Origin of the sequence: Cryobacterium sp. M25 (genome assembly GCF_002929635.1) — a bacterium.
Classification (GTDB): domain Bacteria; phylum Actinomycetota; class Actinomycetes; order Actinomycetales; family Microbacteriaceae; genus Cryobacterium; species Cryobacterium sandaracinum.
This window is the reverse complement of the sequence record NZ_PJJU01000039.1, coordinates 34,508-58,736: the sequence shown is the minus strand read 5'-3', so window position 1 is coordinate 58,736 and position 24,229 is coordinate 34,508. Positions and strand designations below refer to the sequence as shown.

General features: G+C 66.7%; 26 protein-coding genes, 1 tRNA gene and 1 pseudogene. 10 read left to right on the top strand and 18 right to left on the bottom strand.

Annotated elements, in window-relative coordinates:
- Window positions 1-73 precede the first annotated feature (73 nt).
- A complete protein-coding gene (locus CXY81_RS04125; RefSeq protein WP_104194063.1) occupies window positions 74-817 on the top strand; it encodes a glycerophosphodiester phosphodiesterase family protein in 744 nt (247 codons plus the stop codon).
- 90 nt (window positions 818-907) lie between these two features.
- Complete coding sequence (locus tag CXY81_RS04120) at window positions 908-1,273, top strand: RNA polymerase-binding protein RbpA (protein WP_104102069.1); 366 nt, start codon at window positions 908-910, stop codon at window positions 1,271-1,273.
- Between the two features lie 35 nt (window positions 1,274-1,308).
- On the opposite strand, the gene lnt is transcribed toward CXY81_RS04120, so the two are convergent.
- The 10 genes from lnt to CXY81_RS04070 all read right to left on the bottom strand — a co-directional run bounded on the left by lnt (window position 1,309) and on the right by CXY81_RS04070 (window position 11,586).
- Complete coding sequence (gene lnt / locus CXY81_RS04115; protein ID WP_104194062.1) at window positions 1,309-2,853, bottom strand: apolipoprotein N-acyltransferase; 1,545 nt, start codon at window positions 2,851-2,853, stop codon at window positions 1,309-1,311.
- Window positions 2,854-2,862: 9 nt separating this feature from the next.
- Complete coding sequence (locus CXY81_RS04110; protein WP_104194061.1) at window positions 2,863-5,316, bottom strand: RNA helicase; 2,454 nt, start codon at window positions 5,314-5,316, stop codon at window positions 2,863-2,865.
- Window positions 5,317-5,325: 9 nt separating this feature from the next.
- Window positions 5,326-6,078 (bottom strand): twin-arginine translocase subunit TatC, encoded by a 753-nt coding sequence (tatC, locus tag CXY81_RS04105; protein WP_104194060.1) that lies wholly within the window; start codon window positions 6,076-6,078, stop codon window positions 5,326-5,328.
- A gap of 47 nt (window positions 6,079-6,125) precedes the next feature.
- Window positions 6,126-6,347 (bottom strand): twin-arginine translocase TatA/TatE family subunit, encoded by a 222-nt coding sequence (gene tatA, locus CXY81_RS04100; RefSeq protein WP_104102079.1) that lies wholly within the window; start codon window positions 6,345-6,347, stop codon window positions 6,126-6,128.
- On the bottom strand, window positions 6,340-6,684 hold the full coding sequence (locus CXY81_RS04095) for a hypothetical protein (protein WP_104169906.1): 345 nt from the start codon (window positions 6,682-6,684) through the stop codon (window positions 6,340-6,342). Before CXY81_RS04095 ends, tatA begins: the two co-directional genes overlap by 8 nt.
- Before the next feature lie 3 nt (window positions 6,685-6,687).
- Window positions 6,688-7,683 (bottom strand): YafY family protein, encoded by a 996-nt coding sequence (locus CXY81_RS04090; protein ID WP_104194059.1) that lies wholly within the window; start codon window positions 7,681-7,683, stop codon window positions 6,688-6,690.
- Complete coding sequence (locus CXY81_RS04085) at window positions 7,680-8,741, bottom strand: YafY family protein (protein WP_233193974.1); 1,062 nt, start codon at window positions 8,739-8,741, stop codon at window positions 7,680-7,682. The genes CXY81_RS04090 and CXY81_RS04085 overlap by 4 nt, the downstream gene beginning before the upstream one ends.
- 34 nt (window positions 8,742-8,775) lie before the next feature.
- Window positions 8,776-9,744, bottom strand: a complete 969-nt coding sequence (locus tag CXY81_RS04080) for an FKBP-type peptidyl-prolyl cis-trans isomerase (protein ID WP_104169908.1) — start codon at window positions 9,742-9,744, stop codon at window positions 8,776-8,778.
- Between the two features lie 79 nt (window positions 9,745-9,823).
- Window positions 9,824-10,855 carry a tRNA (adenine-N1)-methyltransferase gene (locus tag CXY81_RS04075; protein WP_104169909.1) on the bottom strand — a complete coding sequence of 344 codons (1,032 nt, stop codon included), beginning with the start codon at window positions 10,853-10,855 and terminating at the stop codon, window positions 9,824-9,826.
- Window positions 10,856-10,881: 26 nt separating this feature from the next.
- On the bottom strand, window positions 10,882-11,586 hold the full coding sequence (locus tag CXY81_RS04070; RefSeq protein ID WP_255408679.1) for an HAD family phosphatase: 705 nt from the start codon (window positions 11,584-11,586) through the stop codon (window positions 10,882-10,884).
- 97 nt (window positions 11,587-11,683) lie between these two features.
- On the opposite strand from CXY81_RS04070, the gene CXY81_RS04065 reads away from it, so the two are divergent.
- Window positions 11,684-12,628 (top strand): proteasome assembly chaperone family protein, encoded by a 945-nt coding sequence (locus CXY81_RS04065; RefSeq protein WP_233193973.1) that lies wholly within the window; start codon window positions 11,684-11,686, stop codon window positions 12,626-12,628.
- Here CXY81_RS04065 and mshC read toward each other — a convergent pair.
- Genes mshC through CXY81_RS04050 form a run of 3 tightly spaced genes read right to left on the bottom strand, consistent with a single transcriptional unit; the run spans window position 12,625 to window position 16,117 of the window.
- Entirely contained in the window at window positions 12,625-13,905 is a 1,281-nt protein-coding gene (gene mshC / locus CXY81_RS04060) for a cysteine--1-D-myo-inosityl 2-amino-2-deoxy-alpha-D-glucopyranoside ligase (protein ID WP_104194057.1), read from the bottom strand. The genes CXY81_RS04065 and mshC overlap by 4 nt on opposite strands.
- Window positions 13,906-13,918: 13 nt before the next feature.
- Complete coding sequence (locus CXY81_RS04055; RefSeq protein ID WP_104194056.1) at window positions 13,919-14,773, bottom strand: undecaprenyl-diphosphate phosphatase; 855 nt, start codon at window positions 14,771-14,773, stop codon at window positions 13,919-13,921.
- Between the two features lie 18 nt (window positions 14,774-14,791).
- Entirely contained in the window at window positions 14,792-16,117 is a 1,326-nt protein-coding gene (locus CXY81_RS04050; RefSeq protein WP_104169913.1) for a M20/M25/M40 family metallo-hydrolase, read from the bottom strand.
- 116 nt (window positions 16,118-16,233) lie between these two features.
- On the opposite strand from CXY81_RS04050, the gene CXY81_RS04045 reads away from it, so the two are divergent.
- Both CXY81_RS04045 and CXY81_RS16595 read left to right on the top strand, forming a co-directional pair.
- Window positions 16,234-16,316: transfer RNA gene (locus CXY81_RS04045), tRNA-Leu, on the top strand.
- A gap of 261 nt (window positions 16,317-16,577) precedes the next feature.
- Window positions 16,578-16,733: a hypothetical protein gene (locus tag CXY81_RS16595; protein WP_199180883.1), complete on the top strand. Its 156-nt coding sequence runs from the start codon at window positions 16,578-16,580 to the stop codon at window positions 16,731-16,733.
- An 87-nt stretch (window positions 16,734-16,820) separates the two neighbouring features.
- On the opposite strand, the gene CXY81_RS04035 is transcribed toward CXY81_RS16595, so the two are convergent.
- The 5 genes from CXY81_RS04035 to CXY81_RS04015 all read right to left on the bottom strand — a co-directional run bounded on the left by CXY81_RS04035 (window position 16,821) and on the right by CXY81_RS04015 (window position 20,177).
- Window positions 16,821-17,129: a hypothetical protein gene (locus tag CXY81_RS04035; RefSeq protein WP_104102102.1), complete on the bottom strand. Its 309-nt coding sequence runs from the start codon at window positions 17,127-17,129 to the stop codon at window positions 16,821-16,823.
- Between the two features lie 170 nt (window positions 17,130-17,299).
- Window positions 17,300-17,500, bottom strand: coding sequence for a class I SAM-dependent methyltransferase (locus CXY81_RS16860; protein ID WP_255408678.1), 201 nt, complete (start codon window positions 17,498-17,500; stop codon window positions 17,300-17,302).
- A gap of 28 nt (window positions 17,501-17,528) precedes the next feature.
- Complete coding sequence (locus tag CXY81_RS04025) at window positions 17,529-18,029, bottom strand: CarD family transcriptional regulator (protein WP_104102105.1); 501 nt, start codon at window positions 18,027-18,029, stop codon at window positions 17,529-17,531.
- Between the two features lie 133 nt (window positions 18,030-18,162).
- Complete coding sequence (locus CXY81_RS04020) at window positions 18,163-19,188, bottom strand: agmatine/peptidylarginine deiminase (protein WP_104194055.1); 1,026 nt, start codon at window positions 19,186-19,188, stop codon at window positions 18,163-18,165.
- Window positions 19,185-20,177, bottom strand: coding sequence for a nitrilase-related carbon-nitrogen hydrolase (locus CXY81_RS04015; RefSeq protein WP_104194054.1), 993 nt, complete (start codon window positions 20,175-20,177; stop codon window positions 19,185-19,187). The genes CXY81_RS04020 and CXY81_RS04015 overlap by 4 nt, the downstream gene beginning before the upstream one ends.
- Window positions 20,178-20,251: 74 nt before the next feature.
- Here CXY81_RS04015 and CXY81_RS04010 point away from each other — a divergent pair, with 74 nt between their 5' ends.
- The 5 genes and pseudogenes from CXY81_RS04010 to CXY81_RS03990 all read left to right on the top strand — a co-directional run bounded on the left by CXY81_RS04010 (window position 20,252) and on the right by CXY81_RS03990 (window position 24,227).
- Window positions 20,252-20,938 carry a TetR/AcrR family transcriptional regulator gene (locus CXY81_RS04010; RefSeq protein WP_104169916.1) on the top strand — a complete coding sequence of 229 codons (687 nt, stop codon included), beginning with the start codon at window positions 20,252-20,254 and terminating at the stop codon, window positions 20,936-20,938.
- A gap of 225 nt (window positions 20,939-21,163) precedes the next feature.
- A pseudogene (locus tag CXY81_RS17390) lies at window positions 21,164-21,343 on the top strand (FAD binding domain-containing protein); the annotation flags it as partial.
- Window positions 21,344-21,395: 52 nt separating this feature from the next.
- Window positions 21,396-22,313 (top strand): VWA domain-containing protein, encoded by a 918-nt coding sequence (locus CXY81_RS04000; protein WP_104194053.1) that lies wholly within the window; start codon window positions 21,396-21,398, stop codon window positions 22,311-22,313.
- Window positions 22,313-23,050 carry an SRPBCC family protein gene (locus CXY81_RS03995; protein WP_104194065.1) on the top strand — a complete coding sequence of 246 codons (738 nt, stop codon included), beginning with the start codon at window positions 22,313-22,315 and terminating at the stop codon, window positions 23,048-23,050. The genes CXY81_RS04000 and CXY81_RS03995 overlap by 1 nt, the downstream gene beginning before the upstream one ends.
- A gap of 34 nt (window positions 23,051-23,084) precedes the next feature.
- Window positions 23,085-24,227 carry an XdhC family protein gene (locus CXY81_RS03990; protein ID WP_104194052.1) on the top strand — a complete coding sequence of 381 codons (1,143 nt, stop codon included), beginning with the start codon at window positions 23,085-23,087 and terminating at the stop codon, window positions 24,225-24,227.
- Window positions 24,228-24,229 lie beyond the last annotated feature (2 nt).

Sequence of the window (24,229 nt, the reverse complement as noted above, 5' to 3'; positions counted from 1 at the left end):
CGGGCAGGCCGCGCAGACCGGGCAGGCCGGGCCGGCCGGCCGGCCCCCCGCCGTCCCGGAGGCGTAGGCGGCGATGTACCTCGAGGGGGTCGGGCCGCGCGTTTTCGCCCATCGCGGCCTCTCCCTTGATGCACCGGAGAACACCCTGCTGGCGTTCCGGCACGCGCTCGCGGCCGGCGCGACCCACATCGAGACGGATGTCCACGCCACGGACGACGGAATCGCCGTGCTCAGCCACGACGCTGAACACGATGTGGCCGGAACCCGCATCCGCCTCGACCAGCTCACCATGGGCGAGCTGCGCCGGGTCGGACTCGGTCAGGGGCAATCCTTCGCTTCCCTTCGCGAGGGACTTGACGTCTTCCCGGAGGCCCGGTTCAACATCGACGTCAAATCATTGGCCGCCGTCGAGGCCACGGCCGCGGCGATCCGGGACGCCGGCGCCATCGACCGGGTGCTGATCACCTCTTTCTCCGAGAACCGCCGTCGCCGCACGGCTGCGCTGCTCCCCGGGGTGGCCACATCGGCATCCGCGTCGGTCTTGATGCGCGCCGTTTTGGCTGCCGAACTGGGCCTTGCCGCTCCGGTGCGGCACTCCCTGAGGAGCTTTGCCGCCGTGCAGGTGCCGGAGTCGGTTCGTTTCCTTCGCATCCTCACTCCCCGCTTCATTCGCGGCATGCACGCGGCCGAGGTGGAGGTGCATGTCTGGACCATCAACGATGCGGAGTCCATGATCCGGCTCCTGGACCTCGGTGTCGACGGGATCGTCACCGACCGGTGCGACCTGGCCGTGGCGATCATCGCGGCGCGAGCCTGAGAGTTCGCTCCGAGAAGTCACATAACGGAAAGATAACGTCCAGCTTGATGGTTTATACCTAGAAGTCGTATCGCGAGAGGAGACCACACGATGGCGGATCGCAGTTTGCGTGGCATGAGGTTAGGCGCACAAAGCCTGCAAAGCGAAGAGGGCGTAACCTTTTCACCACGAGTTAGTCACACGTATCTGTGTGCGACGTGCGCACGGGAGACGGTCATGATCTTCTCGGCAGAGGCGGAAGCCCCTGACGAATGGGAATGTCGCTTCTGTTCACAGACAGCAACCCGGCTGGTTGACTCCAAACCGGTGATAGTGGACCATTCCGACGAGAAAGTACCGCGTACGCATTGGGACATGCTCCTAGAGCGGCGCACCCGCGCCGAGCTCGAGGAACTCCTTGAGGAACGGCTGACGTTCCTGCGGGAGCGTCGCGGACAGCAGAAGATCGGCGCCTGATCGGCCCTTTCTCTCGCCGCCTGAACTGATCAGGATTACATGCTACGCGCCCGATTCCGTCGGGCGCGTAGCGCGTTAATGGAGCACAGTACAAACCCGGCGAGGCCGAGGCCGCACACCAGCCACTCGATTACCCGTCCCGCAGCCATCGCCGGGGTGACCGTGTCGCTCAGGGGAACTGACTGCACCATCGCTCCGGGCAGCCAGGTCGGCAGACTGTCGAGCGTGGCACCATCCGGCGTGATGATGGCGCTGGTGCCCACGGTGGAGATATTCACGACCGTGCGCCCGGCCTCGATGGCTCGGAGTCGCGCGATGGCCAACTGCTGCACGCTCTCGTCGGTGCGGCCGAAGTCGGCGTTGTTCGTCTGGGCAAGGATGATCTCGGCTTTGTCGTCGACCATTTCCTGAACGAGCTGGTCGTCGGCGATATCGAAGCAGATGGCGAGTCCCGCCACGATCCCGTTGATGTCGAAAACGTTGTCCCGGGTGCCGATGGAGTAGTCGCGCGCGACCAGGTCGATCAGCTCGGGAGCAAATGGCCGCCAGAACGCACGGTCCGGCATGTACTCCGCGAAGGGCACCGGATGCACCTTGTCGTAGATGTCGACGGCGCCCTCCCCCTCCTGCCACAGCAAAGAACTGTTGTAGATCTTGTTGTTCCGCTGCGTTATCGCTCCCGCGATGATCGGGACGCCCATCCGGCGGCTGAGGAAGTCCAGGTTCTTGGCGGCATCCGCTGAACGAAGGGGGTCGATGTCGCTGGCGTTCTCCGGCCATACGACGAAGTCGACCTCCTCGTCGATGACGGCCAAGGTCGCCGAAGTGTGGTCCGCCAGGATCTGCCCCGGTGAGTAGCGCGCGAACAGACCGGCATCCGATGCACCCTGGATGGCAGCCAGACGCACCTCCCCCGTCTGTACCGTCGGCCAGGCCGGTACGACCAATACGACCGCGATCGCCCCTGCGGCGATGCCTGAGCGCACGGTGAGTCGCACCGGGGTTTCGCGGAGCAACTGCAGAGCCAGGGCGCAGAGCCAGACCAGGACGAAGCTGAGCCCCGACATGCCGACCCAGGCCACCAGTGAATTGAACGGGCTCTCGGACTGGGAGATGGCCACCCTGCCCCAAGCGAATCCGCCATACGGCCATACCGAGGCGAGTGCTTCCCGCACCATCCACAGCCCAGCCACGACCACCGGCACCACGCCGAGGCGGCCCAGGCTGGTCGGCCACACCCGCGGCCCCGTTTCGAGCACGACACCGATCAGCGCCAGGCTGATGCAGAAGAATATGGTTTGCAAGCCGGCCAGTGCCAGCCAGGGCACAGGTCCGAGATAGAGCGTCAGCCAGCTGATGTGGATCAACCAGAACGCTGATCCGGCCACCAACCCGATGAGCAGGCCGGACCAGAAACCACGCCCCAGCAGGGCAAAGAGCATCAGGAAGATTCCGACCAGGGCCAGAATCCACCACGACCGATCGGGAAACCCGGCGTCCAGGATCGCGCCGGCCGCCGCGGCGAGCAGAATAGCGGCCGGCAACGGGAGGGCCAATGGCCGAAGGGTCCCCGAGATCACGTCATCAGCCTAGGCGACTGACGAGTAGGCCACGATCCCACGGCGGATCGCATCCATGGCCTTGCGAGCGGTGCGGCCGACGGGGTCGTCGGCCACGACCGAGAGCTGATCCAGAAGGTCGATGGTCTGCTTCGTCCAGCGCACGAAATCGCCCGCCGCCATCTCGGCCTCATCCAGGACGTCGATGAGCGAACCCGCTCGCGCCCACTTCCATATCGCCAGGCTGAGTCCCACCGCGAGGGGGTTGCTGCCGGGAAGCTTGTGATCGCGTTCGAGATCATCGAGGCGGCTCCACAACTCCTGGGTCTCGTGCAGGGCCTCGCGGAAGGCGCCCTTGGGCAGGTAGCGTTCGTCGATCAAACCCTCCTCGCGGCGGGGTTCGAAAACGAGAGCGCAGGCCATGGCGGCGAGACCCGCTGGGTCGAGGTCGTTCCACAGGCCCCGGCGCAGCGATTCCGCCACCAGGAGGTCACGGTCCGCGTAGATGCGCCGCAGGATCAGGCCGCTCGGGCTGAGCGTGACCGTGGCGTCGGGGTTCTCGAGGAGATAGCCGTAGCCCACGAGAACTTCGGTCACCCGGTCGAAGACGCGTGCGACGGCGCCGGTGCGTGTCGTAATCTGCTGGGTGAGGGTATCCGTGTCTCGCCTCAGCGTCCACCAGCGCTGTGCCCACCGTGCGTGCTGCTCGCGCTCAGGGCAGCTGTGGCACGGATGCTCGCGCATGCGCTTACGCAGGCTGCCGAGTTCGCGCTGGCGGCGCTCGCGCGCCGCACGGGCGCCGGTCTCCCCGGCCGCATTTTGGCGCTCGACGTCGGTGAGATTGCGACGGATGGCGGAGTATTCGGTGAAGTCGCCCAGGTGGCAGACCATGGACTGTGCGAACCCGGTCAGTGACTCCTCCTGTTGGCGCACTTTGCGTGCCAGGTCGACGACCGCCCGATCGGCCTGGAACTGGGCAAACGAGGACTCGAGGACCTCACGCGTGCGTTCCCGACCGAACTGGTCGATCAGGTTGACGGCCATGTTGTAGGTCGGTTTAAAGCTGGAATTGAGCGGGTAGGTGCGTCGAGACGCGAGTGACGCCACCGTCTGAGGGTCGAGTCCGGAAGCCCACTGGATCACCGAGTGGCCCTCGATGTCGATGCCGCGCCGCCCGGCCCGACCGGTCAGCTGGGTGTACTCCCCCGGGGTGACCGGCACTCTCGCCTCGCCGTTGAACTTCTCGAGCTTGTCGAGCACCACCGTACGGGCCGGCATGTTGATGCCGAGCGCCAGGGTTTCCGTGGCGAAGACGGCCTTCAGGAGCTTCTTCTGGAACAGCTCCTCAACGACCTCCTTGAACGCCGGAAGCAGCCCGGCGTGGTGGGCGGCGACACCCCGCTCGAGGCCGTCGAGCCACTCGAAGTAGCCGAGCACGCCGAGGTCTTCGTCGAGCAGCGTACGGCAGCGCTCGTCGACGATCTGCCGGATCTCCTCGCGCTCCTGAGCGTCGGTCAAGCGCACGCCGGCCCGCAGTACCTGGCGGACCGCCTGGTCGCAGCCGACTCGGCTGAAGATGAAGAAGATCGCCGGGAGCAGGTGTTTGCCCTCGAGCAGCCGCACGATCTCGGAGCGGTCCATCCGCCCCGGTTCGAAACCGCCACGCGGCTGGGTCCCCCGGCCGCGGTCGCGGTCGCCGCCCCGGCGTCCGTTCGCCGAGCGGACGCCGGGTGCGCGCCCGCCCGCCTGGGCCAGCCGCACCAGCTCCGGGTTCACCCGGTGGGTCCCGGCCAGGCCGGCCGCGTCAAAGAGGTCGAGCATTTTGCTCTTGACCAGCACATGTTGTTCGAGCGGAACCGGTCGCTCTTCGGAGACGATGACATCCGTTTCGCCGCGGACGGCCTGCAGCCAGTCGCCGAATTCTTCGGCGTTTGAGACCGTGGCGCTGAGCGAGACCAGACGTACGTCCTGGGGCAGATGGATGATGACCTCTTCCCAGACGGCACCGCGGAACCGGTCGGCCAGGAAGTGGACCTCGTCCAACACGACGAAGGCAAGGTTTGTGAGGAGGTCCGAATCGGCATAGAGCATGTTGCGCAGCACTTCGGTCGTCATGACCACGATGCGGGCCTGGGGGTTCACGTTCGTGTCGCCGGTGAGCAGGCCCACGGCATCCGCCCCGTATTCCGCGACGAGTTCCTGAAACTTTTGATTGCTCAGCGCCTTCATCGGGGCGGTGTAGAAGACCTTCTTCCGAGAGCTCTGCATTGCTAGGTAGATCGCGAACTCGGCGATCAGGGTTTTGCCGGCACCCGTGGGCGCGGCGACGAGCACGCTGTTACCGTCCTCGAGAGACGCGCAAGCGGCCAGCTGGAAGGGATCCAGTCCGAAGCGGAGCCCGGCGCGGAATGACTCCAGGCGGGGCCGGCCGGCGCGGGCTCGGGAGGCGGCATAACGTTCCGCGGGCGATTCAAGGTTGGTCATCGGATGCGCTCAGAGCGCTAACTCCTGTTCGAGGGAACGGGCGCGGCGGGCGTGACGTCGATCGTGGAGGAACGCGATTCCATAGGCGGCGAAGTAAAGCACGACCATAGGGATGGCAAGAAGGAACATCGAGATCACGTCGGCAGCGGGGGTGGCGATCGCGGTAAACAGCGTGATCAGCAGCACGGCGATCCGCCAGGATTTGATGATCGACTGAGCACTGATCACTCCGGCCAGGTTGAGCAGAACGATGAAGACGGGGAGCACGAAAGCCACACCGATCGCGATCATGAGCTTCAACACGAAGTCGAGGTAACTTTGCGCGACGATGAGAGCGGCGTCTTCCTTGGGTGCGAAACTCGTCATCAGTCCGACGATGTTCGGCAGAACGAACCATCCCGCGGCGCAGCCCGCCAGGAACAGCGGAATGGCGGTGAAGAGGAAGCCGAAGGTGTACTGCTTTTCGATGCGGGTGAGGCCGGGAACCAGGAACGCGAAGATCTGGAAGAGCCAGACCGGGCTGGACACGACGAGCCCCACGTAGAAGGCGATCTTCAACTTCAGGTCAAAGGCACTAGTGATGTCTGGGTAGTTCAGCTGAGCCGTGCGGTCCTGCGCCTCGATGATGGCGTAGATCGGCTCGCGCAGGGCGTCCCACACGAAATCGGACAGGAACCAGCCGACGATCGCACCAACCAGGATTCCTGCCGCAGCGAGGAAGAGACGCTTGCGCAGCTCGAGCAGATGTTGCCCCAGCGACATTTTTCCATCAGTGGCCGTGCGCCGAGGGATTCGCCCCGCCACGGGACTTACGATTTCGTCGTCGGGTCGGCTGTGCCGGCGGCCTTCGAAGAGTCGTCAGCGCTGCCGGTGGTTTCGGCGTCTTCTTTATCGCTCTTGATCTCGTTCTTGAAAATCTTCATGGACTGCCCGAGGCTGCGGGCGAGGCCGGGAAGCTTGGGCGCACCGAACAGAAGCAGAACGATGACGAGGATGATCAGGAAGTGCCATCCGGTCAGGTTGTTAAGCATCAGTATCTGTCCTTTGGGTCAATGGTCGAGTTATAAACAGTTTACCTCTGGCGATCAAGGAATCCCGCCGCCGCTGTCGACGTTGCGCCCGGTCACGCTGAACCAGTTCGAGAGCGCGGTAGAGGTCGGCGGGCTTTGTGAAGACGGCCGGTTGGAACCGGACCTGCGGCGGCATCTCCTGCCTCCGGGTGACGTCAGCGACAAGATCGCCGAGTTCTTGAAGGGCCTCCAGTGTGGCCATGACCTTCTTGAACAGGGCGAACCCGAACCAGGCCAGCATCGCGAGCAGGCCGAGCACCAGGCCGATCCAGATCAGTGCCCACGACCACCACGGCATCGTCTACTCCCCCACGTCTGTCGGTTCGGACTCGTCGTAGCGGGCCACGCCGGCGGCCGCCCACTCGCGCACGACCGCGCGCGCCTCGGCCGGGTCAACCACTTCCACGACTCCGGCGAGGCCGGTGACGAGGCGTTTGAGGCCGTGATAGTGAGCCACTTTGAGTGTCCTCCGCACGCGGTCCCCGTGTGCGCCGGGGGCGCCGTATGGTGCGTAGTCTGCGAGCAGCGGAACGGCAGACGTCGGGAGTTCAACCGTCACATCCTGGTCGGACGCGGAGCCCTCGAAGAGGGTCTCGGTCGGCACAGCATCGGCGGACCGGGGGTTGGTCGGCACGTCGGTCACGTGCAGATCGCTCATTCGGTCGAGGCGAAAGGTGCGGGCCGCTTCGCGGAGGTGGCACCAGCCGCGCAGGTACCAGTCCCGGTCCACAGACTGGATGCGCCACGGGTCGACCCGGCGCAGTTCATTCTCGCCGCGGGCATTCAGGTAGTCGAACTCGATCTGTACTCCGCCGCGGACCGCGGCTTGCACGACCGCGATGCTGCTGCGGGCATCCGTGCCGGAGACGGCAACTTGGCTGGGAGCCGCTGAGGCGCTGCGGGTGAGTTTCGCCATCAGCGACGCGATCGCGTCGACGTCGGCATTCTCCGGTAGCGACGACAGGTATTGCAGGCCGGCGATCAGCGCGGCGGCTTCTCGGGCGGAGAAGCGCGGCGAGTCGTCGATGGCCACGAGGTGGGTGAGCACGATGAGGTCGTTCGTTTCGAACTCTTCCCAATGGATATCGAACAGGTCGCCGTGCAGGTACTGGCGGGTTTCCCCGGGGATGCCGGAAACCGCGATGAGGTTGACCGCGTCGCGCACCCGGTCAGGCGACACCCCGAAGTGCTCGGCGACGTCGGTCACGCTGATGCGGTCATGGTCCATCAGGAAGGGAACCAGCGCCAGGAGGAAGGTCAGCTTGTCGGATGCTCCGAGTGCCGGACCGCTGTTCATTCGTCTGCCGCCGTCGTGGTGTCCGGGTGCGCATTCAGATCGGAATCGGTGTGGGCATCCCGCACGGTGATCAGGCGGGACCGGACCGCCGTGCGCAGGGCCGCGGGCGAGTGCACCAGAACCTCCGGGCCGTAGCCGGCGAGCTCGTCGGCGAACACGTTGAGATCGGTGAAGTTCAGGTGGAGAGCGGATGCGTCCGCGTTCGTTCGAATCTCTCCCGGGGCGTCTCGCTTCGACAGTCTCACCGCGGCATCGCTGCCCGGCCGGGCGGCGATCACGGCGATGTTGGCGGTCCACAGCGCCTCGAGCTCGCTGAGCGCTTCCTGCCCCTGACCGTCACCGTGCGCCACGAACGAGGCTCCGGGGACCGTCACCACCGGGCCCACGATCCGGGAGAGCAGGTACGTGCGGGTTGCCACAGCATCCTGGTCGGTACCGAACAGGTGCCATCGTCCGTCGTGCAATACCACGGCGCGGGGCTCGACCTGACGGCGGCGCGCCGCCGCCTCGCCGGGCTTCAGATAGAGGAATGCGACAACCTGACCGCGATCCATTGCCTTGCTGAGCGGTTCGAAGGACGCCTCCCGCACGCGCAGGGACGGCGAGTAACCGAGCACGGGATCGCTCGAGTCGATGCCCAGCGCATGCAGTTTCGTCATCGCACGCCTGGACTCCGAAGACAGGGAGCCCTCCCGCCAGACCGTCGCGGCAAGCTTGAGCAGCATGAGCTCGTCCGGGCTGAAAGTCACGTCCACCGGAAGCTCGTAGAGTCCCTTGGGGATGCGGTAGCGCAAATGGTGGTTGCTCCCGGGATCGTCCGGCGGCTCAACCACCTCGAGCGGAATGCCCAGTTCGCGGATGTCGTCTTTGTCTCGCTCGAACTGCCGCTCCAGGCTCGCGTTGTCGCCGCCGGGGAGGTAGCGCTGGCGGTACCCCTGCACGGTGGACAGAATATCGGCCTTGGTCAACCCGACTTCCGTTGCGATGAGCGCAAGTACCAGGCTGAACAGGCGTTCTTCTACCGAAACACGGCTGTTCTTTTCAATGGTGGACGGCACCCTGCGAGTCTATCCGCCGCTTGCAGGCCGAGACTTAGTTCACGCCGAGGACATCGACGACGAACACGAGCGTTGAGCCTGCGGGGATCTTCTGCGAGGCCTCATCACCGTAAGCCTGATCCGCCGGGATGACGGCGATGACCTGCGAACCAACGGTCTGCCCGATGATGGCCTGGGCGAACCCGGGGATCAGCCCGCCCTCGGTCTTGGAACCGTCCACGATCAGGAACTCGGCCGGTTTCCCGGTCTGCCAGCTGGAATCGAAGACCGTGTTCTCGTTCCAGAGCACGCCCGTGTAGTGCAGGGTCGCGGTGTCGCCTTCCGCGACCTGCTCGCCATCGCCTTTCTTGAGGACGCCGATCTGCAGCTCGGTCGGCGGCTCACTCGACGGAATGGTCAGGCCGGGGGTTCCATCAGTCGCAAGGACAACGGACGGAAGCCCGCTCGCGACCGGCTGGTTGGCGCCGTTGGCCCGGAGCAGGTTGGCGCGCACGACGTCGATCACGAAGACCAGCGAGTCGTCGGCGCCGATGCCACTGTTGGGGTCTCCGCCGGCCGGGCCGAGCCCGTCGTCCGGGGAGACGATGAGAGCCAGCCGGGATCCGACCTGGGCGCACTCAAGGCCCGTCGCCAGGCCCGGGAGCGATTGCTCGTCGTCCAGGACGATGCTGGCCTGGTTGACCCCGTCGTACTCGCCCGCGCTGATCAACGCACCCGTCGTACCGTTGTAGAGGCTGAGGTCGAGCTTGACCAGCTGATCCGGGACGAGACCGTCACCCGTGCCGGCGATGATCTCACTGGCCTGGGTGGTGTCCGTCTTCAGCGGGGTCGGGAAGTCCACCGTCGGCGCGGAGCCGAATTCGCCCGACACCGACACGAGCTTCGACGCTGCCCCCTTCGTGGCCGGCGCCTGGCAGTCTGCGGCGTCGACGGGGGTGCTGCAGCCGGTGAGGACCGCGACCAGCAGGCCAGCGGAAGCGATGAGTGCAGGAGCTCTACGCACGGGATCTCATTTCAGTGTGGGGCAGGTGATTGTGCGGGACAGGGGCAAATTCGGGGCCGGATGGCAGGCCGAACCAATTCTAACGGGCGTTGGGTGCGAGGTCGTCGGGTTCGCCCGCGTCGAGCCCGCGAGCCTTAGAGATGGCCGCGCCTGTCTCGGCCATCCGCACGCGCTTGCGCATGACCTTCGAGCTGACACTGCGTTCGCCGAGGGCGCCCGGCGTCCAGGCCTCCACATCGGCATCGGAGAAGTCGGTCTTCGACGGACGGCGCTTCAATTCGGGAAGAATCGTGTCCGGGGCGAGACGGCGGGCCGTGATCAGGAAACCCGTGTGCCCGATCATCCGGTGATCGGGCCGCACGGCGAGACCCTCGACGTGCCACCCGCGAACCATGGTCTCGTTCGAGTCCGGGTTCGTGTAGAAACCGGTCGCACGGATGGCCTCGGCCACTCGCGAGAGCTGGGTCACCGTGGCCACGTAGCAGAGCAGCACTCCGCCTGGCTTGAGCGCGTCCGAAACAGAGCCCAGGCACTCCCAGGGCGCGAGCATGTCGAGCACGACCCGGTCCACGCTCTGGGCCGGCATCGTGTCGGGCAGGGTATCGGCGAGGTCGCCGAGCGTGATGCTCCAGTTGGCGGGATCAGACCCGAGAAAGGTCGCGATATTGTCACGGGCTACATCCGCGAACTCGCTGCGGCGTTCGAATGAGGCCAGCCTCCCGGCGGGGCCGATGGCGCGCAGTAGCCAGAGCGACAGGGCGCCGGAACCGACGCCGGCCTCCACCACAGTCGCCCCCGGGAAGATATCGGCCTGCGCGATGATCTGGGCGGCGTCCTTGGGATAGATGATGGCAGCACCGCGCGGCATCGACATCACGAAGTCGTTCAGCAACGGCCGCAAAGCGAGGTGCTCCACGCCGACGTTGTTCGTGACGACCGAGCCGTCCGGGACACCGATGACGTCATCGTGCGCCAGGATTCCCCGGTGGGTGTGGAAGACCTTGCCTGGTTCCAGGGTGATCGTGTTCAGTTTGTTCTTGGGTCCGGTTAGCTGTACCCGGTCGCCGATCCGGAAGGGTCCGCTGTTTTGGATGACCTGGTTGTCGCTCATGCGTGGGTTACGTCCTTGCTCTCGGGTCAGTGTGGGTCGGTCGGGGCCGGCTTGCGGCCGAGGGATCCGCGACGGGCGGTGTACAGCGAGGTGAAACCGTGCAGAGTGCGACCGGCGAGGGTCGGCCAGAGCTCGTAGTGCGCGCTCTCAGGCAGGGAGACCATGTGCGGGACGCCGACGACGACGGCACCGGATGCCACGGCGGCCGCGATGCCCGGAATGGAATCCTCGACCGCGATGCAGTGCTCGGGGTCGACGCCGAGCAGCCCGGCGGCCGTCAGGTACGCCTCTGGATGCGGCTTGCTGTTCGTGACCATGTCGCCGGCGATAATGGTGTCGAAGGCGGTGAATCCGACAAGTTCAACGATCTGTCGTGCCATCCGCTGCTGTGACATGGTGACCAGCGCCATGGGGACGCCGGCGGTCTTGAGATCGGCGAGCAGTTCGAGCGCGCCGGGCCGCCACGGGGCACCGTAGGTTCTCAGGAGTTCCTGGACACGGCTGGTGAGCCGGTGCACGATGGCGTCGCCGTCCAGGTCGACGCCCCGATCCTGCAGGATGACCGCGGAACCCTCGAGGCCGGAGCCGACCAGCAGCATGGCGTCGCTGTGGGACCAGACGCCGCCGAAGGACTCGACCAGTTCCGTCTCGGCCCGCATCCAGTACGGCTCGGAGTCCACGATGGTGCCGTCCATGTCCCAGAGCACGGCCGCAGGCAGGGAGGAATTGATTCGGATCGCGTTCACGGAGTTCAAGTGTAGGGGGCACCGCCTATCCTTGATGGATGGTGCGCCGTGCGGGGCACCCCGTCGAAAGAGGTTTCGGACAGTGACAGAGGCTAATGGGTTCCTCAACGGTCGCCTCCTGGTGGTGGCGTTCGAGGGTTGGAACGACGCCGGCGAGGCGGCGACCGGCGCCGTAGGCACCCTGAAGGATCTGCTGGATGTCTCCCCGGTCGCGGAGATCGACCCAGAGATCTACTTCGACTATCAGTTCAACCGGCCCACCATTTCGGCCGGCGGCGAAGACGGCCGGCGCAAACTGGAGTGGCCGGGTGCGGTACTCTACGGACCGACGACCCCCGCCGAGGCCGGGGCTCCCCTGGCCGACGACGCGCAGCTGCGCGTCAGCGGCACGAACGCCGGAAACATCTATCTGCTCCTTGGAACGGAACCGTCTCGCAGCTGGAAGGGATTCGCCGCAGAGATCCTCGACGCCGCCCTCGCCGCGGATGTCGGCGGCATCGTCTTCCTCGGGGCGATGCTGGCCGATGTTCCCCACACCCGGCCTATCTCCATCTTCGTCTCCAGCGACAACCCGCAGGTACGGGCCGAACTTCAGGTTGAGCGCAGCACCTACGAAGGCCCCGTCGGCATCCTGAGCGTGCTCGCGATCGCCGCGGAGGAGGTCGGCATTCCGACCCTGTCGATCTGGGCGTCCGTCCCCCACTACGTGCACAATGCGCCGTCGCCGAAGGCGATGCTGGCACTGATCGACAAGCTTGAGGAGATCATCGATGTCGTCATCCCGCGCGGCGACCTGGTGCGCGAGGCCGATGAATGGCAGAGCGGCATCGACACGCTGGCGGCCGAGGACGACGAGATGGCGGCCTATATCGGGCAGCTCGAACAGGCTCGCGACACGGTCGATTCCCCGGAGGCCAGCGGCGAAGCGATCGCCCAGGAATTCGAGAAATATCTGCGCAAGCGCGGCGATGGCCGGGACGGCCCCGGCGAGGGGCGCCCGCCGCTCGACTCGCCCCGCCAGCCCTAAAGAGCCACGCCGAGCAGCGCGTCGACCGCGCGGGCCAGCAGTGCCGGCTCGTCAACTCTGTCGGAGTCGGCTGCGGCGGCGTCCACGACCGCCAGCGCGCCAGGGGTGTCGAGGTCGGCGGCGAGGGCGGCCCGCAGCCGTTCAATGACCGCGTGCGTGTCGAGGGTTCCGGCCGTGCCCGCTGTCCCGAAGGCCGCGGTCCAGGCCGTGAGGCGGGCCTCCGCTGCCCGAAGGTGCGCGTTCGTCCACTCCCAATCGGCGCGGTAGTGCTGGTCGAGCAGGGCCAGGCGGATTGCTCGCGGGTCGGTTCCCGCGGTGCGCAGTTTGGACACGAGCACCAGATTTCCGAGCGACTTGCTCATTTTCTCGCCCTGATAGGCCACCATGCCGGTGTGGCTGTAGACGCCGGCCAGCGGATGCCCGGATAGGGCTGCCGCGTGCCCCGCACTCATATCGTGGTGCGGGAAGATCAGATCGCTGCCGCCGCCCTGCACCGTGAAGTCCGTGCCGAGTTCCTTCAGTGCGATGACCGAACACTCAATGTGCCAGCCCGGACGGCCGGCGCCGACGCGCGACGCCCAGGACGGTTCCCCGGGGCGGGCCGAGCGCCAGAGCAGCGGGTCGAGGACGTCCCGTTTGCCGGGACGGGCCGGGTCTCCCCCGCGTTCGGAGAACAGGGTGAGCATGGCCTCGGAGTCGAGATTGCTCTCGTCGCCGAGCGTCCACGAGGTCGCGCGCTGCGCGGCCTCAATGTCGAAGTAAATGTCGGAACCGGCGGCCTCCGTCGGCTCGGGCGCGCCTGCGGCGGCCGCGTCCACGGGGACCGGGTACGCGAGGCCGGCATCCCAGAGCTGGGCCACGGCATCCGCGATCTCGTCGATGACCTCGGTGACGGCGACATAGTCGTTCGGCGGGATGATCCCCAGTGCCTCCATGTCGGTGCGGAAGAGGTTCACCTGCGACTCGGCGAGAACCTCCCAGTCGACGCCGGTGGCGGCCGCTCGCTCGAGGAGCGGGTCGTCGACATCCGTCACGTTCTGGGCGTAGTGCACCCGGTAGCCGCCGTCCAGCCAGACCCGCTGCAGAGTGTCGAAAGCCAGGTAGGTGGCCGCATGGCCGAGGTGCGTGGCGTCGTAGGGGGTGATCCCACACACGTACAGCCGGGCGACGTCATTGGGTTTGGCCTCGATCAGGGACGCGGTGGCGGTATCGTGCAGCCAGGGTGCGCCGGACTGACCGGGGAGTTGCGGAATTTCGGGTCGTCGCCAGGCATGCATTTTCCCAGCCTAACTAGGCGGAGATGGTGTTCGTCACCAGCAGACCGATCAGCACGAGGCCGAGCACGATGCGGTAGATCACGAACGGCAGGAAGCTACGTCTGGAGATGTAGCTCATGAAGAACTTGATCACGAACAGGGCGACGACGAAGCCGATGACCGTGGCCGCCAGGGTGTCCCACGGGCCGAAAATCTCCGGGGTGCAGTTTGTCGCACCCTCCAGGCAAGGCTTGACGATCGATTTGTACACCTGGAACAGCCCGCTGCCGAGAACGGCCGGGATGGCGAGCAGGAAAGCGTAGCGGGCGGCGGCGGCGCGCTCGTACCCCATGAACAGGCCGGCGGTGATCGTGCCTCCCGACCGGGATACGCCGGGGATCAACGCGAGGGCTTGGGCGAAGCCGTAGACGATGCCATGGGGCACGGTGAGGTCGCCCAGCCGGCGGCGCTTGGCCCCGACGTAATCGGCGATTCCGAGCAGGACGCCGAAGCCGATCAGCACGCTGGCGGTAATCCACAGGTTGCGAAGCGAGGACTCGATCTGGTCCTGGAAGAGCAGGCCGAGCGCCACGATGGGCAGCGATCCGAGGATGATCAGCCAGCCCATCCGCGCGTCCGGGTCGGCGCGCGGAACCTTGCCGACGAGGGACTTGGACCACTGCCCGATGATGCGCACGATATCGCGCCAGAAGTAGATCGCCACGGCAGCCTCGGTACCGATCTGGATGATCGCGGTGAAGCGGGCTCCCGGGTCACCTCCGGTTCCCAGGAATTCCCCGACGATACGGATGTGGGCGCTGGAGGAGACCGGGAGGAATTCGGTCAGTCCCTGCACGAGTCCCAGGATGAGTGCGTCGATGAAGTTCACGAAATGCCCTTTTGCTGTTCAGTAGTTCGAGAGCAGGTCGGTCAGGACCTGCTTGCCAAACACTAACGCGTCGAGAGGCACCCGTTCGTCGACCCCGTGGAACATCGCCGGGAAATCGAGGTCGGCGGGGAGCTTGAGCGGGGCAAAACCGTAACCCTTGATCCCGAGGGTGCTGAGGGCCTTGTTGTCCGTGCCGGCGGAGAGCAGGTAGGGCAGCACCGGAGCGCCCGGATCGTGTCGGCCGAGGGTCTCGATGACCGCATCGACGAGGGGCCCGCCGAATTCTGTTTCGAGACCGATGTCGCGGTGCATGATCACGATCTCGATGTCGGGGCCGACCAGCGCGGCCACTTCGGCGAGTACGGAATCCTCGTCGCCGGGCAGGGTGCGGATGTCGATGAGCGCCTCGGCCCGGTCCGGGATGACGTTGTGCTTGTACCCGGCGTGCAGAACGGTGGGATTGGTCGTGGTGCGCAGACTCGCTTGGATGAAGCCCGAAGCCGTGCCAGTGGCGAGGGCCAGCTCGTCGGGACCGACACGTTGGGGGTCGACGTCGAGCACCCGTGCCAGCTCCGCCAACAGCTGGGTGGTGGTCTCGGTCAGACGGATCGGCCACTCACGCCGGCCGACCTTGGCGACAGCCTCGGCGAGCCGGGTCACGGCGTTGCTACGGATCAGCCGGGACCCGTGGGCCGCCTCGCCCCGCGCCACAAGCTTGATCCAGATCAGCGCCTTCTCGCCCGTCTGGAGCAGGTAGGCACGCTGACCGCCGAGCGTGATCGAGTAGCCCCCGACCTCGCTGATGGCCTCGGTGGCGCCCTGGAAGAGCTCCGGACGGGTGTCGACGAGGTAGTGCGAGCCGAGCACTCCCCCGGCCTCCTCGTCGGCGAAGAACGCCACGATCAGTTCACGGGCCGGTTCCTGGCCGGAGCCGAGGATGTTTTGGAGCGACGCGAGCATCATGGCGTCCATGTTCTTCATGTCAACGGCTCCGCGGCCCCACAGGAGGCGGTCCTTGATCACGCCGGCGAACGGGTCCACCGACCAGGCCTCCGGGTCAGCGGGAACGACGTCGAGGTGGCCGTGGACCACCAGCGCCCCGCGGCTGCTGTCGCGACCCGGAACGCGCACGACGACACTCGTGCGGCCCGGTTCTGAATCGAACAGCTGCGGGGCGAGGCCGAGAGACCGCAGGTTCGCCTCGACGTACTCGGCGGCATCCGTTTCGCCGTTCGAACGGCCCTCGCCATAGTTGGTCGTGTCGAAACGGATGAGGTCGCGAGCGATCGTGGCCGTGAGGTCCAGTGCAGCGTCGGCCGGTGTGTTGTCAGCAGAGGAAAGCATGCGTGTCACGCTACCGGGCCTCGCCGCCGGCCGGCGACGGTGGGCGCGGCTGGAGGGCCTCGAAATCCGTGCTAGATTAATTATTCGGCGGCCGGGAACGGCCGCTGAAACACTCGGCCCGGGTGGCGGAATGGCAGACGCGCTAGCTTGAGGTGCTAGTGCCCTTATGGGCGTGGGGGTTCAAGTCCCCCCTCGGGCACAGAAATTAGATTCGGATCATTCCGAGTCCATGTGGAAATAGGTCGCGACAATCGATACCGGTTGCGCGGCCTATTTTTTTCCATGGTCGAACGTGCCTCCGGCTGGAACGCAGTCTCCTCGCCATCACCCCGTATCGGAGGTCCGCCGGCGGCAGCTTCACCGCCGACATGCTCGGCGCCGCCCGCTTTTCCCGCAGGCGGTCGCCAATGAAGAACTGATTCATGCCACCATCTGTCAACCATTCATCGGCCCCTCTCCCGTGCGCGCCTACATCGCACACCTCATGCCGGCGATCCTCGACGGGACCGTCAATCCCGGTAGAATCTTCGACCGCTCGGTGAACCTCGACGCAGTCCCCGTCGCCAAGCGTGACAGGGGCAACCGCGAAGCCCTCACGATCATGATCGCCCTCTGACCGGCCGCGTCGCGGCCAGAGGTCAGCGACCGAGGGAGGATCGCAGGTGCTGTGCTCGAGGTTGCCCGAGGTCGCGGGCTTGGCAGCCTATTCCTCAAACGTCACGTTGCCGCGGCACGCTTCGCCCGGGCTGGGCACCAGATCCTTGAAGCCGTGGCTGACGAACCGCCCGTAGCTCTGCACGCGCCCGTCCGTGACGAAGTCGTCGTTGAATTGGGGCGGCTGGTTTTCCTCAGCATCGGGGAGGTCCCGGCCCGAATAGGCGCACGCCGAACTCGCGTTCGTTGCGCCCGGGACCGGACTGCCATTGCCACTGGTCTCGCCAGCCTGAGCCGAAGTGGCGCCGACGAAAACAAGTCCGAGTGCGACAACGCACCCCAGTACCATGCGTTTCATGAGTATTCCTCTCAACGAGGGACGACCCGCCTGGCATCGGGTGAGCCAGCGTCCCGCCCCACCTTTGCGGACGATACTCCTCGGTGGCTATCTGGACAACGGTCGGAAGACACATTCGGAGAGCCATCCATGACCGCGCGAACCGCTCATTCCTCCCAGGCAGGCCATGATCAGCAGCCGCATCTGCATTCGATGTCGAGGAGTCGGTCGCCGGGCTTCGGCCGCAATTTCTCGACCACGAGCCGGTATTTGTTCTCCTGCGCCTCGTCCAGGGATGTATCGGGGCGCGGATAGCACGGGCGGGGGTAGGTCATCGACGGCCCGAGCACCCACTCGTGGAAGGCATCCGACACGTCGTCGTGGCGGTGGATCGCTTGGGCGTTGAACCGCCGCGCGGGGCTAGACCGCTTCGGTGAGGGCCCCGGAGAGAACCTCGTCCAAAGCCAGGACGGTGTCTTCCGGCGATGTGCCGAGCGCCAGCGCCAGCTCAGACTCCAGGAGTTGACGGGACTTGGCGAGCATCCGCTTCTCACCGGCGGACACGCCGCCGTCCTGTTCGCGGCGCCACAGATCCCGGACGACTTCGGCGACGCGCGTCACGCTGTCACTCGCCATCTTCTCTTGATTCGCTTTGAACCGGCGGCTCCAGTTCGTTGCTTCCTCCGTGAACGGCTCGCGCAGAACCTTGTAGACCTCTTCCAGCCCAGCGGCATCGATGACGTCACGCACTCCAACAAGCCCGGCATTCGCGATGGGAAGTTGGATTGTGAGCTGCGACGAATGCACGCGCAGCGTCATCGCCGGCTGGGCGACGCCCTTCAGGGTTATGGTGGAGAGCTCGGTAAGGGTGACCGCACCGTGGTGCGGATAGACGAGGGTTTCCCCAACGATGAACTTCAAACTGACTCGATTCAGATCGTGCTGCATGCGGCGTCCCGGTGGCGCCGACTAGCCGAATTCCCGGTGGCCAACCTGTCAATCGTGCCACAGTCCCCTGAACGTTCACCTTGCGGCAGCAAGCGTGGCGCGGCGACTACCCGGCCGATGGCTGCTGCTGGGTGATGCAGTGGATGCCGCCGCCGCGCGCGAACAACGGCCGCGCCTCGACCGACACGACCGTTCGGCCCGGATACGCCGCGGCCAGGATCTCCCGGGCGACCTGGTCGGCCCGTTCCTCGCCGAAGCCGCAGGCGATCACGCCGCCGTTGACGACGAGGTGGTTGACGTAGTTGTAGTCCACGAAGCCGTCCTCGTCCGTGAGTGCGGCCGGTGCCGGCAGGTCGACGATGGTGAACGGCCGGCCCGCCGCATCCGTCTCCTCGGCGAGAACGGCGCGGAGCTGCCTGGTCACGGCATAGTCCGGGTGGGCCGGGTCGTTCTGCGCGTGCATCAACACCGTTCCGGGCGACGGGAGGGCGGCCACCATATCGACGTGGCCGCGGGTTCCGTAGCGCTGCTGGTCCCGGCTCAGGCCGCGCGGCAGCCAGACCAGGCGGGTGGCGCCGAGGGTACGGGCGAACTCGGCCTCGATCCTCGCCCGGTCGACGTAGGGGTTCCGGCCCGGATCCAGTTGAACGGTCTGCGTGGCCAGCACCGTTCCCGCGCCGTCGACGTGAATGCCGCCGCCCTCGTTCACGAGCACCGAGGAGATCGCACTCGCGCCAGAGGCGGCGGTGACGAGCCTGCCTACCTCCATGTCTTTGCCCCAGCGCGCCCAATCCTGGGCACCCCAACCGTTGAATGCCCAGTCCACCGCCCCCAGCTGCCCGTCATCACCCAGCACGAAGGACGGGCCGATGTCGCGCATCCAGGCGTCGTCAAGTGGTGCCTCGATGATTTCGATCTCCGCGGAGAGGTACCGCCGAGCGGTCGCCACCTCGGCCGGGTCGACGACCATGGTGACGGGTTCGAATTCGAGGACCGCGTGGGCAACCGCGGTCCAGGTGCCGCGCGCCTCGTCGGCGGAATACGCATCCGTGCCGAGCGTGTAGCCGTCCACCGGGAATGCCATCCAGACCCGGTCCTGCGGCGCGGTCTCCGCCGGCATCAGCCAGGTCACGACTCCCCCGACGTCACCATCGCACCGAACGGAAGAGCCGGGTCGACCGGCGTGGTCAGCCCCGCATAGCTGTCCGGCCGTCGGGTGGCCAGGAAGGGAAACAGTGTGAGCCACTCCTCCCGTTGTGCTAGGTCGAGGTCGGTAACCAGCACCGCGGACTCATCACGGGGAGCCTGCACGAGCACACGACCGTAGGGGTCAGAGATGAAAGAGGAGCCGTAAAAGGTCAGGTCGCCCTCGTCGCCGTGACGATTGGGCACCACCATGAAGAGGCCGCTGGTGATCCCGTTGGCCACGATCACCTGCCGCCAGAGCGGTTGGGTGTCGAACGTCGGGAAGCCGGGCTCCGAGCCGATCGCCGTGGGGTAGACCAGCAGCTGGGCGCCGCCGAGGCCGTACAGCCGCGACACCTCGGGGAACCATTCGTCCCAGCAGGTGGGCAGCCCGATCCGCGCACCGCCCAGTTCCTCCGGCGCATAGACGGGATACGCGTCCTCGGCTGGGCCCGGTCGGAACCAGGTGTCCTCGTAGTAGCCCTCGGTGACCGGGATGTGCAGTTTGCGCGTGCGACCGAGTAGCCGACCGGTCGGCGAGACCAGGATGGCCGTGTTGTAACCGCGCGGGTCCTCCGGTGCATCCTCTGCGTCCGGTTTCTCGTAGAGGGAGGCGTGCACGACGATGCCGTGCAATTTGGCCTGCTCAGCCGCGAAGGCGAAGGTCGGTCCAGTCAGCAGGTCCTCGGCCGTCAGCTTCGGCACACCCTGTGCCCGTGCGTTGCCGGGGTATTTGCGCAGCGTCAGCTCGGGCAGGAAGGCTACGCGGGCACCCTGGTCGGAGGCCAGACGGATGCCCTCGGCCAGCTCCGCGCGCAGCGCGTTTTCGTCGACGTGCCAGCGGTGCTGCACAAGCCCGACCCGGAGCGGCGGCCGGGCCTCGCTCGACGTTCGGGTCAGCGGTTCGGCGATGCCGGGCGCGTTGATCACGAGCATGACGAGACCTCCCTGCGGAATAATTGATCACTTGATCAATAACCGTTGGCTAAAGATATATAGACTCAGGTTTCATGTCAACCGATCCGAGCGCATCGCGGCGCAAAGCACCGATCGAGCGGGCGGCGGAAATCGCCCGCGCCGCCCGGGAGATCGCCCTTGACGAGGGCTTGTCGGCCCTCACACTGCGTGCGGTCGCCTCCCGGATCGGGGTGACCCCGGCCCTGGTCAGTCACTACCAGCCGAGCATGGACTCCCTGGTGGCTTACACTTTCGGGGCGATCGTGGCCGCCGAGATCGGCGAGGTGGCGGAGGAGCTGGCGCCCTGCGAAACAGCCGTGGCGGCCCTGCAAACGCTGATCGACACTCTGCTCGGACCCGAACGCAGCACCGTGACCGCGGTCTGGCTCGACGCCTGGAGCCTCGGCCGACGCCACCCTGCGCTCGCCGTGGAGGTGGGCGTTCAGATGGACGCCTGGCAGGCGTTCCTGGCCGTCCTGCTCAACACCGGCTGCGCGCGCGGCGAATTCCGGGCGATCGACCCGGACGCCGTCGCCTGGCAGCTTTTGGCGATCATCGACGGGCTGAACGCGCACGCCATCGTGCGCTACGGCCATGCACAGCGGCTGCGCGGTCTCGTGCGCACCGTCGCCGAACACGAGCTGGGGCTGCGCTCCGGGGCCCTCGGGCCCGGGGACGACTCCGGCCGCCGACCCGAACCTGACCATCCCCCGGCACCGATTACCGTGCCTGTATGCTAAGTGCATACTTCCGGTCATGGTTCTGCTGTGAACGGACGAGCGCTGGTTGAGACAGTGCATGAGGCCCCGGCGATTAGTCGCCGGGGCCTTTCCCGTTGCGGAGCCGTCACTGAGCCCTCGACGTACTCCGCTGCGGGACGGTCGCTCCCAGCGGCCGACTCCCCGGAGCCGTCCCGATTCGCGTTGCCAATCCGGCGGCCCCGGAGCACTATGTGACACGATTCCGTGCCTGTCGCTGCCGCCGGGCACCTTTTCGAGGTGGAGGCCCCTGTGCAGATTCCAGCTTCCCTCGACTATGTGCGCGCCAGCACGGTCGACGATGCGATCACCCTACTCGAGCGCCACGGTCCGGAGTCCCGGGTCATCGCGGGCGGGCACAGTCTTCTGCCGATGATGAAGCTCCGGCTGGCCAGACCCGAGTGGCTGATCGACATCAACGAGCTCTTCGAACTGGACTTTGTGCTGCGCGATCGCGGCGGACCAGGCGCCGCTGCCCCAGCCGCCGGTCCTGGCTCCGGGCGGGGACGATTCCGCGGACACAGACACGGATGCGCCGGAGCGGGAAACGATCCTGGTGACGGCGGCGGACGAGGAGCGCCTGCACCAGATGTCTTTCACCGACCTGGCTCCGGACGAGGTCGCCCAGATGCGTCGCCTGGTGCGCCGGATCGCCCTCGCCACGCCGGAACGCGTCAGCAGCCGCAGCCGGAAGAGCTCCCGGAGCGCCCCGAGGCTAGACCTGCGCCGCACGGTCAGGGCGGCGCAGCACAGCGGCGGGGAACCGGTGCGCCTGGTCTACCGGCGCCGGCGCACGCGACTGCGCCGTTTGATCCTGCTGTGCGATGTGTCCGGGTCGATGGAGCCGTACACGCGGGTTTCCCTGTCGCTCCTGCAGGTCGCGGTCGCGGGGGCCGAGGCCGAAGCCTTCATCTTTTCGACCGGATCAACCCGGCTGACCCGTCAGCTCGCGGTGCGCGACCCGGACCAGGCTCTGGCACGGGCTGCCGCCAGCACCCAGGACCGGGCAGACGGCACCAGGCTGGCAGAAAGCGTCCGCCATTTCACGGATGCCTGGGGTCGACGTGGCCTCGCCCGCGGGGCCGTCGTCGTGATCATCTCGGATGGGTGGGCGCTGGACGACCCGGAATCGGTGCACACCCAGATGGCCCGCCTGCGGCGCCTGGCCTACCGCATCATCTGGGTCAACCCCAGGAAGATCGCTTTGGACTACCAGCCGGTGGTGGGCGGCATGGCGGCCGCGTTGCCCTTTGTCGACGCGTTCGTCAGCGGGCACAGCTATGGGGCCCTGGCAGAAGTGGCGGCGGCGATTCGCGCCGACCGTTCGGACCAACACGAGAATACGAGGACCCGTTGATGGACATCAACAGCACGTTCTCCGTCGTCGCACCGATCGACGAGGTGTGGAAGACTCTGATGGACTTCGAACGTGTCGCCGGCTGCGTTCCGGGGGCACAGGTGCTAAACAGGTCTTCGGATGACGCCTATCAGGTCGGAATGAAAGTGAAACTGGGTCCGGTGACCATTCAGTACAGAGGTCAGATGACCGTTCTCGAACGCGATGCGACCGCGCACCGCGCCGTGTTCGAGGGGCGCGCTCAGGAGGCCCGCGGTCAGGGCACGGCGCAGGGTACGGCCACCCTCACCCTCGTCGAGGCGGAGGGCGAGACCCAGGGCACGGTCAGTGCCGAGGTGGCGCTTTCCGGCAAGGTGGCCGCGATGGGGTGCAGCATCATCGGCAGCGTCACGGACCAGATGATGGCCCTCTTCGCCGAGAACCTGCAGGCCATGGTCACGGGTCCGGCTCCGGAACCGGCGGTGCCTGCTGCCGGGGCAACGACCGGGCAGACCGCCGAGACGGTCAGTGGGACGGGAACCGCGACGGCTCCGCCCGCCGCGCCGACGGCCCGGCCCCTCACGACGGCGCCTACCTCCCGGGCGCCGCAGCCGCCCGCCGAGACCAACCTGAACGCCCTCGATCTGGCCAAGGGCATCGTGATGGATCAGCTCAGCAGCCTGCCCAGGCTACTCGGCGTGATCGCAGCGGTGGCGTTTGTCGCCTATTGGATCGGCCGCCGCGCCGGCGGTCGGTAGACCCGGATGAGCGAAACCGGAAGGGTCACCACCTGTGCGTGAGGTTCTGAACCCGCTGCTGACGGGATGGCAGGCCGGCGGCATTGCCGGCCTGGCCACCGTCGTGCGCACCTTCCAGTCCGCCCCCCGGCCGGCCGGCGCGTCGATGCTGGTCACCGCCGACGGGGAGGTGGTCGGCTCGGTCTCCGGCGGCTGTGTCGAAAGTGCCGTCTACGACCTCGCGACCCAGGTGATCGAGGATGGGCGGCCGGTGCTGGTGCGCTACGGCATCAGCGACGACGACGCCTTCTCCGTTGGTCTGACTTGCGGCGGCATCCTCGACGTCTTCGTCGAGCCAGTCAGCCGGGTGAGCTTCCCGGAGCTGGCCGCTGTGGAGCAGGACATCACCGGATCGGCTCCGGTAGGGGTCGCGACCGTGATCGCGCACCCCGATCCCAGCCGTCTGGGCCGACACCTGATCATCCGGCCGCACGGCTTCGACGGCGATCTGGGCTCCGAACGGGCGAACCGGGCCATCGGCGACGATGCTCGCGGGCTGCTGGCCGCCGGACGCAACAGCACCCTCACCTACGGTCCCGACGGTGAACGACGCGGTGAGGGCATGCGGGTCTTCGTCAACAGCTACGCCCCGCGCCCACGGATGCTGGTGTTCGGCGCCATCGATTTCGCGGCCGCCCTGGCCCGGCTGGCTTCCTTCCTCGGCTACCGTGTCACCGTCTGCGATGCCCGCGAGGTCTTCGCCACGCCGGCCCGGTTCCCGGAGGCCGACGAGGTCATCGTCGGCTGGCCGCACCGCTACCTGGCCGAGCAGGTCGCGGCCGGGCTCGTGGATGAGCGCACCGTCGTCTGCGTGCTCACCCACGACCCGAAATTCGACGTGCCGCTCCTCAAGGTGGCCCTGACCCGCGGCCCGTTCGCCTACATCGGTGCGATGGGGTCTCGGCGCACTCACGAGGACCGACTGACCCGGCTCCGCGAGGCAGGTGTGGGCGAGGCGGAGCTGGCAAGGTTGCACAGCCCCATCGGGCTGGATCTCGGCTCCCGAACCCCGGAAGAGACAGCCGTGTCCATCGCCGCGGAGATCATCGCCGAGCAGTGGGGCGGCACCGGAGAGCCGCTGGGCAGCCTGGCCGACCGGATCCACCACGACGACCTGGACGAGCCGACCTCGGTGTAGCC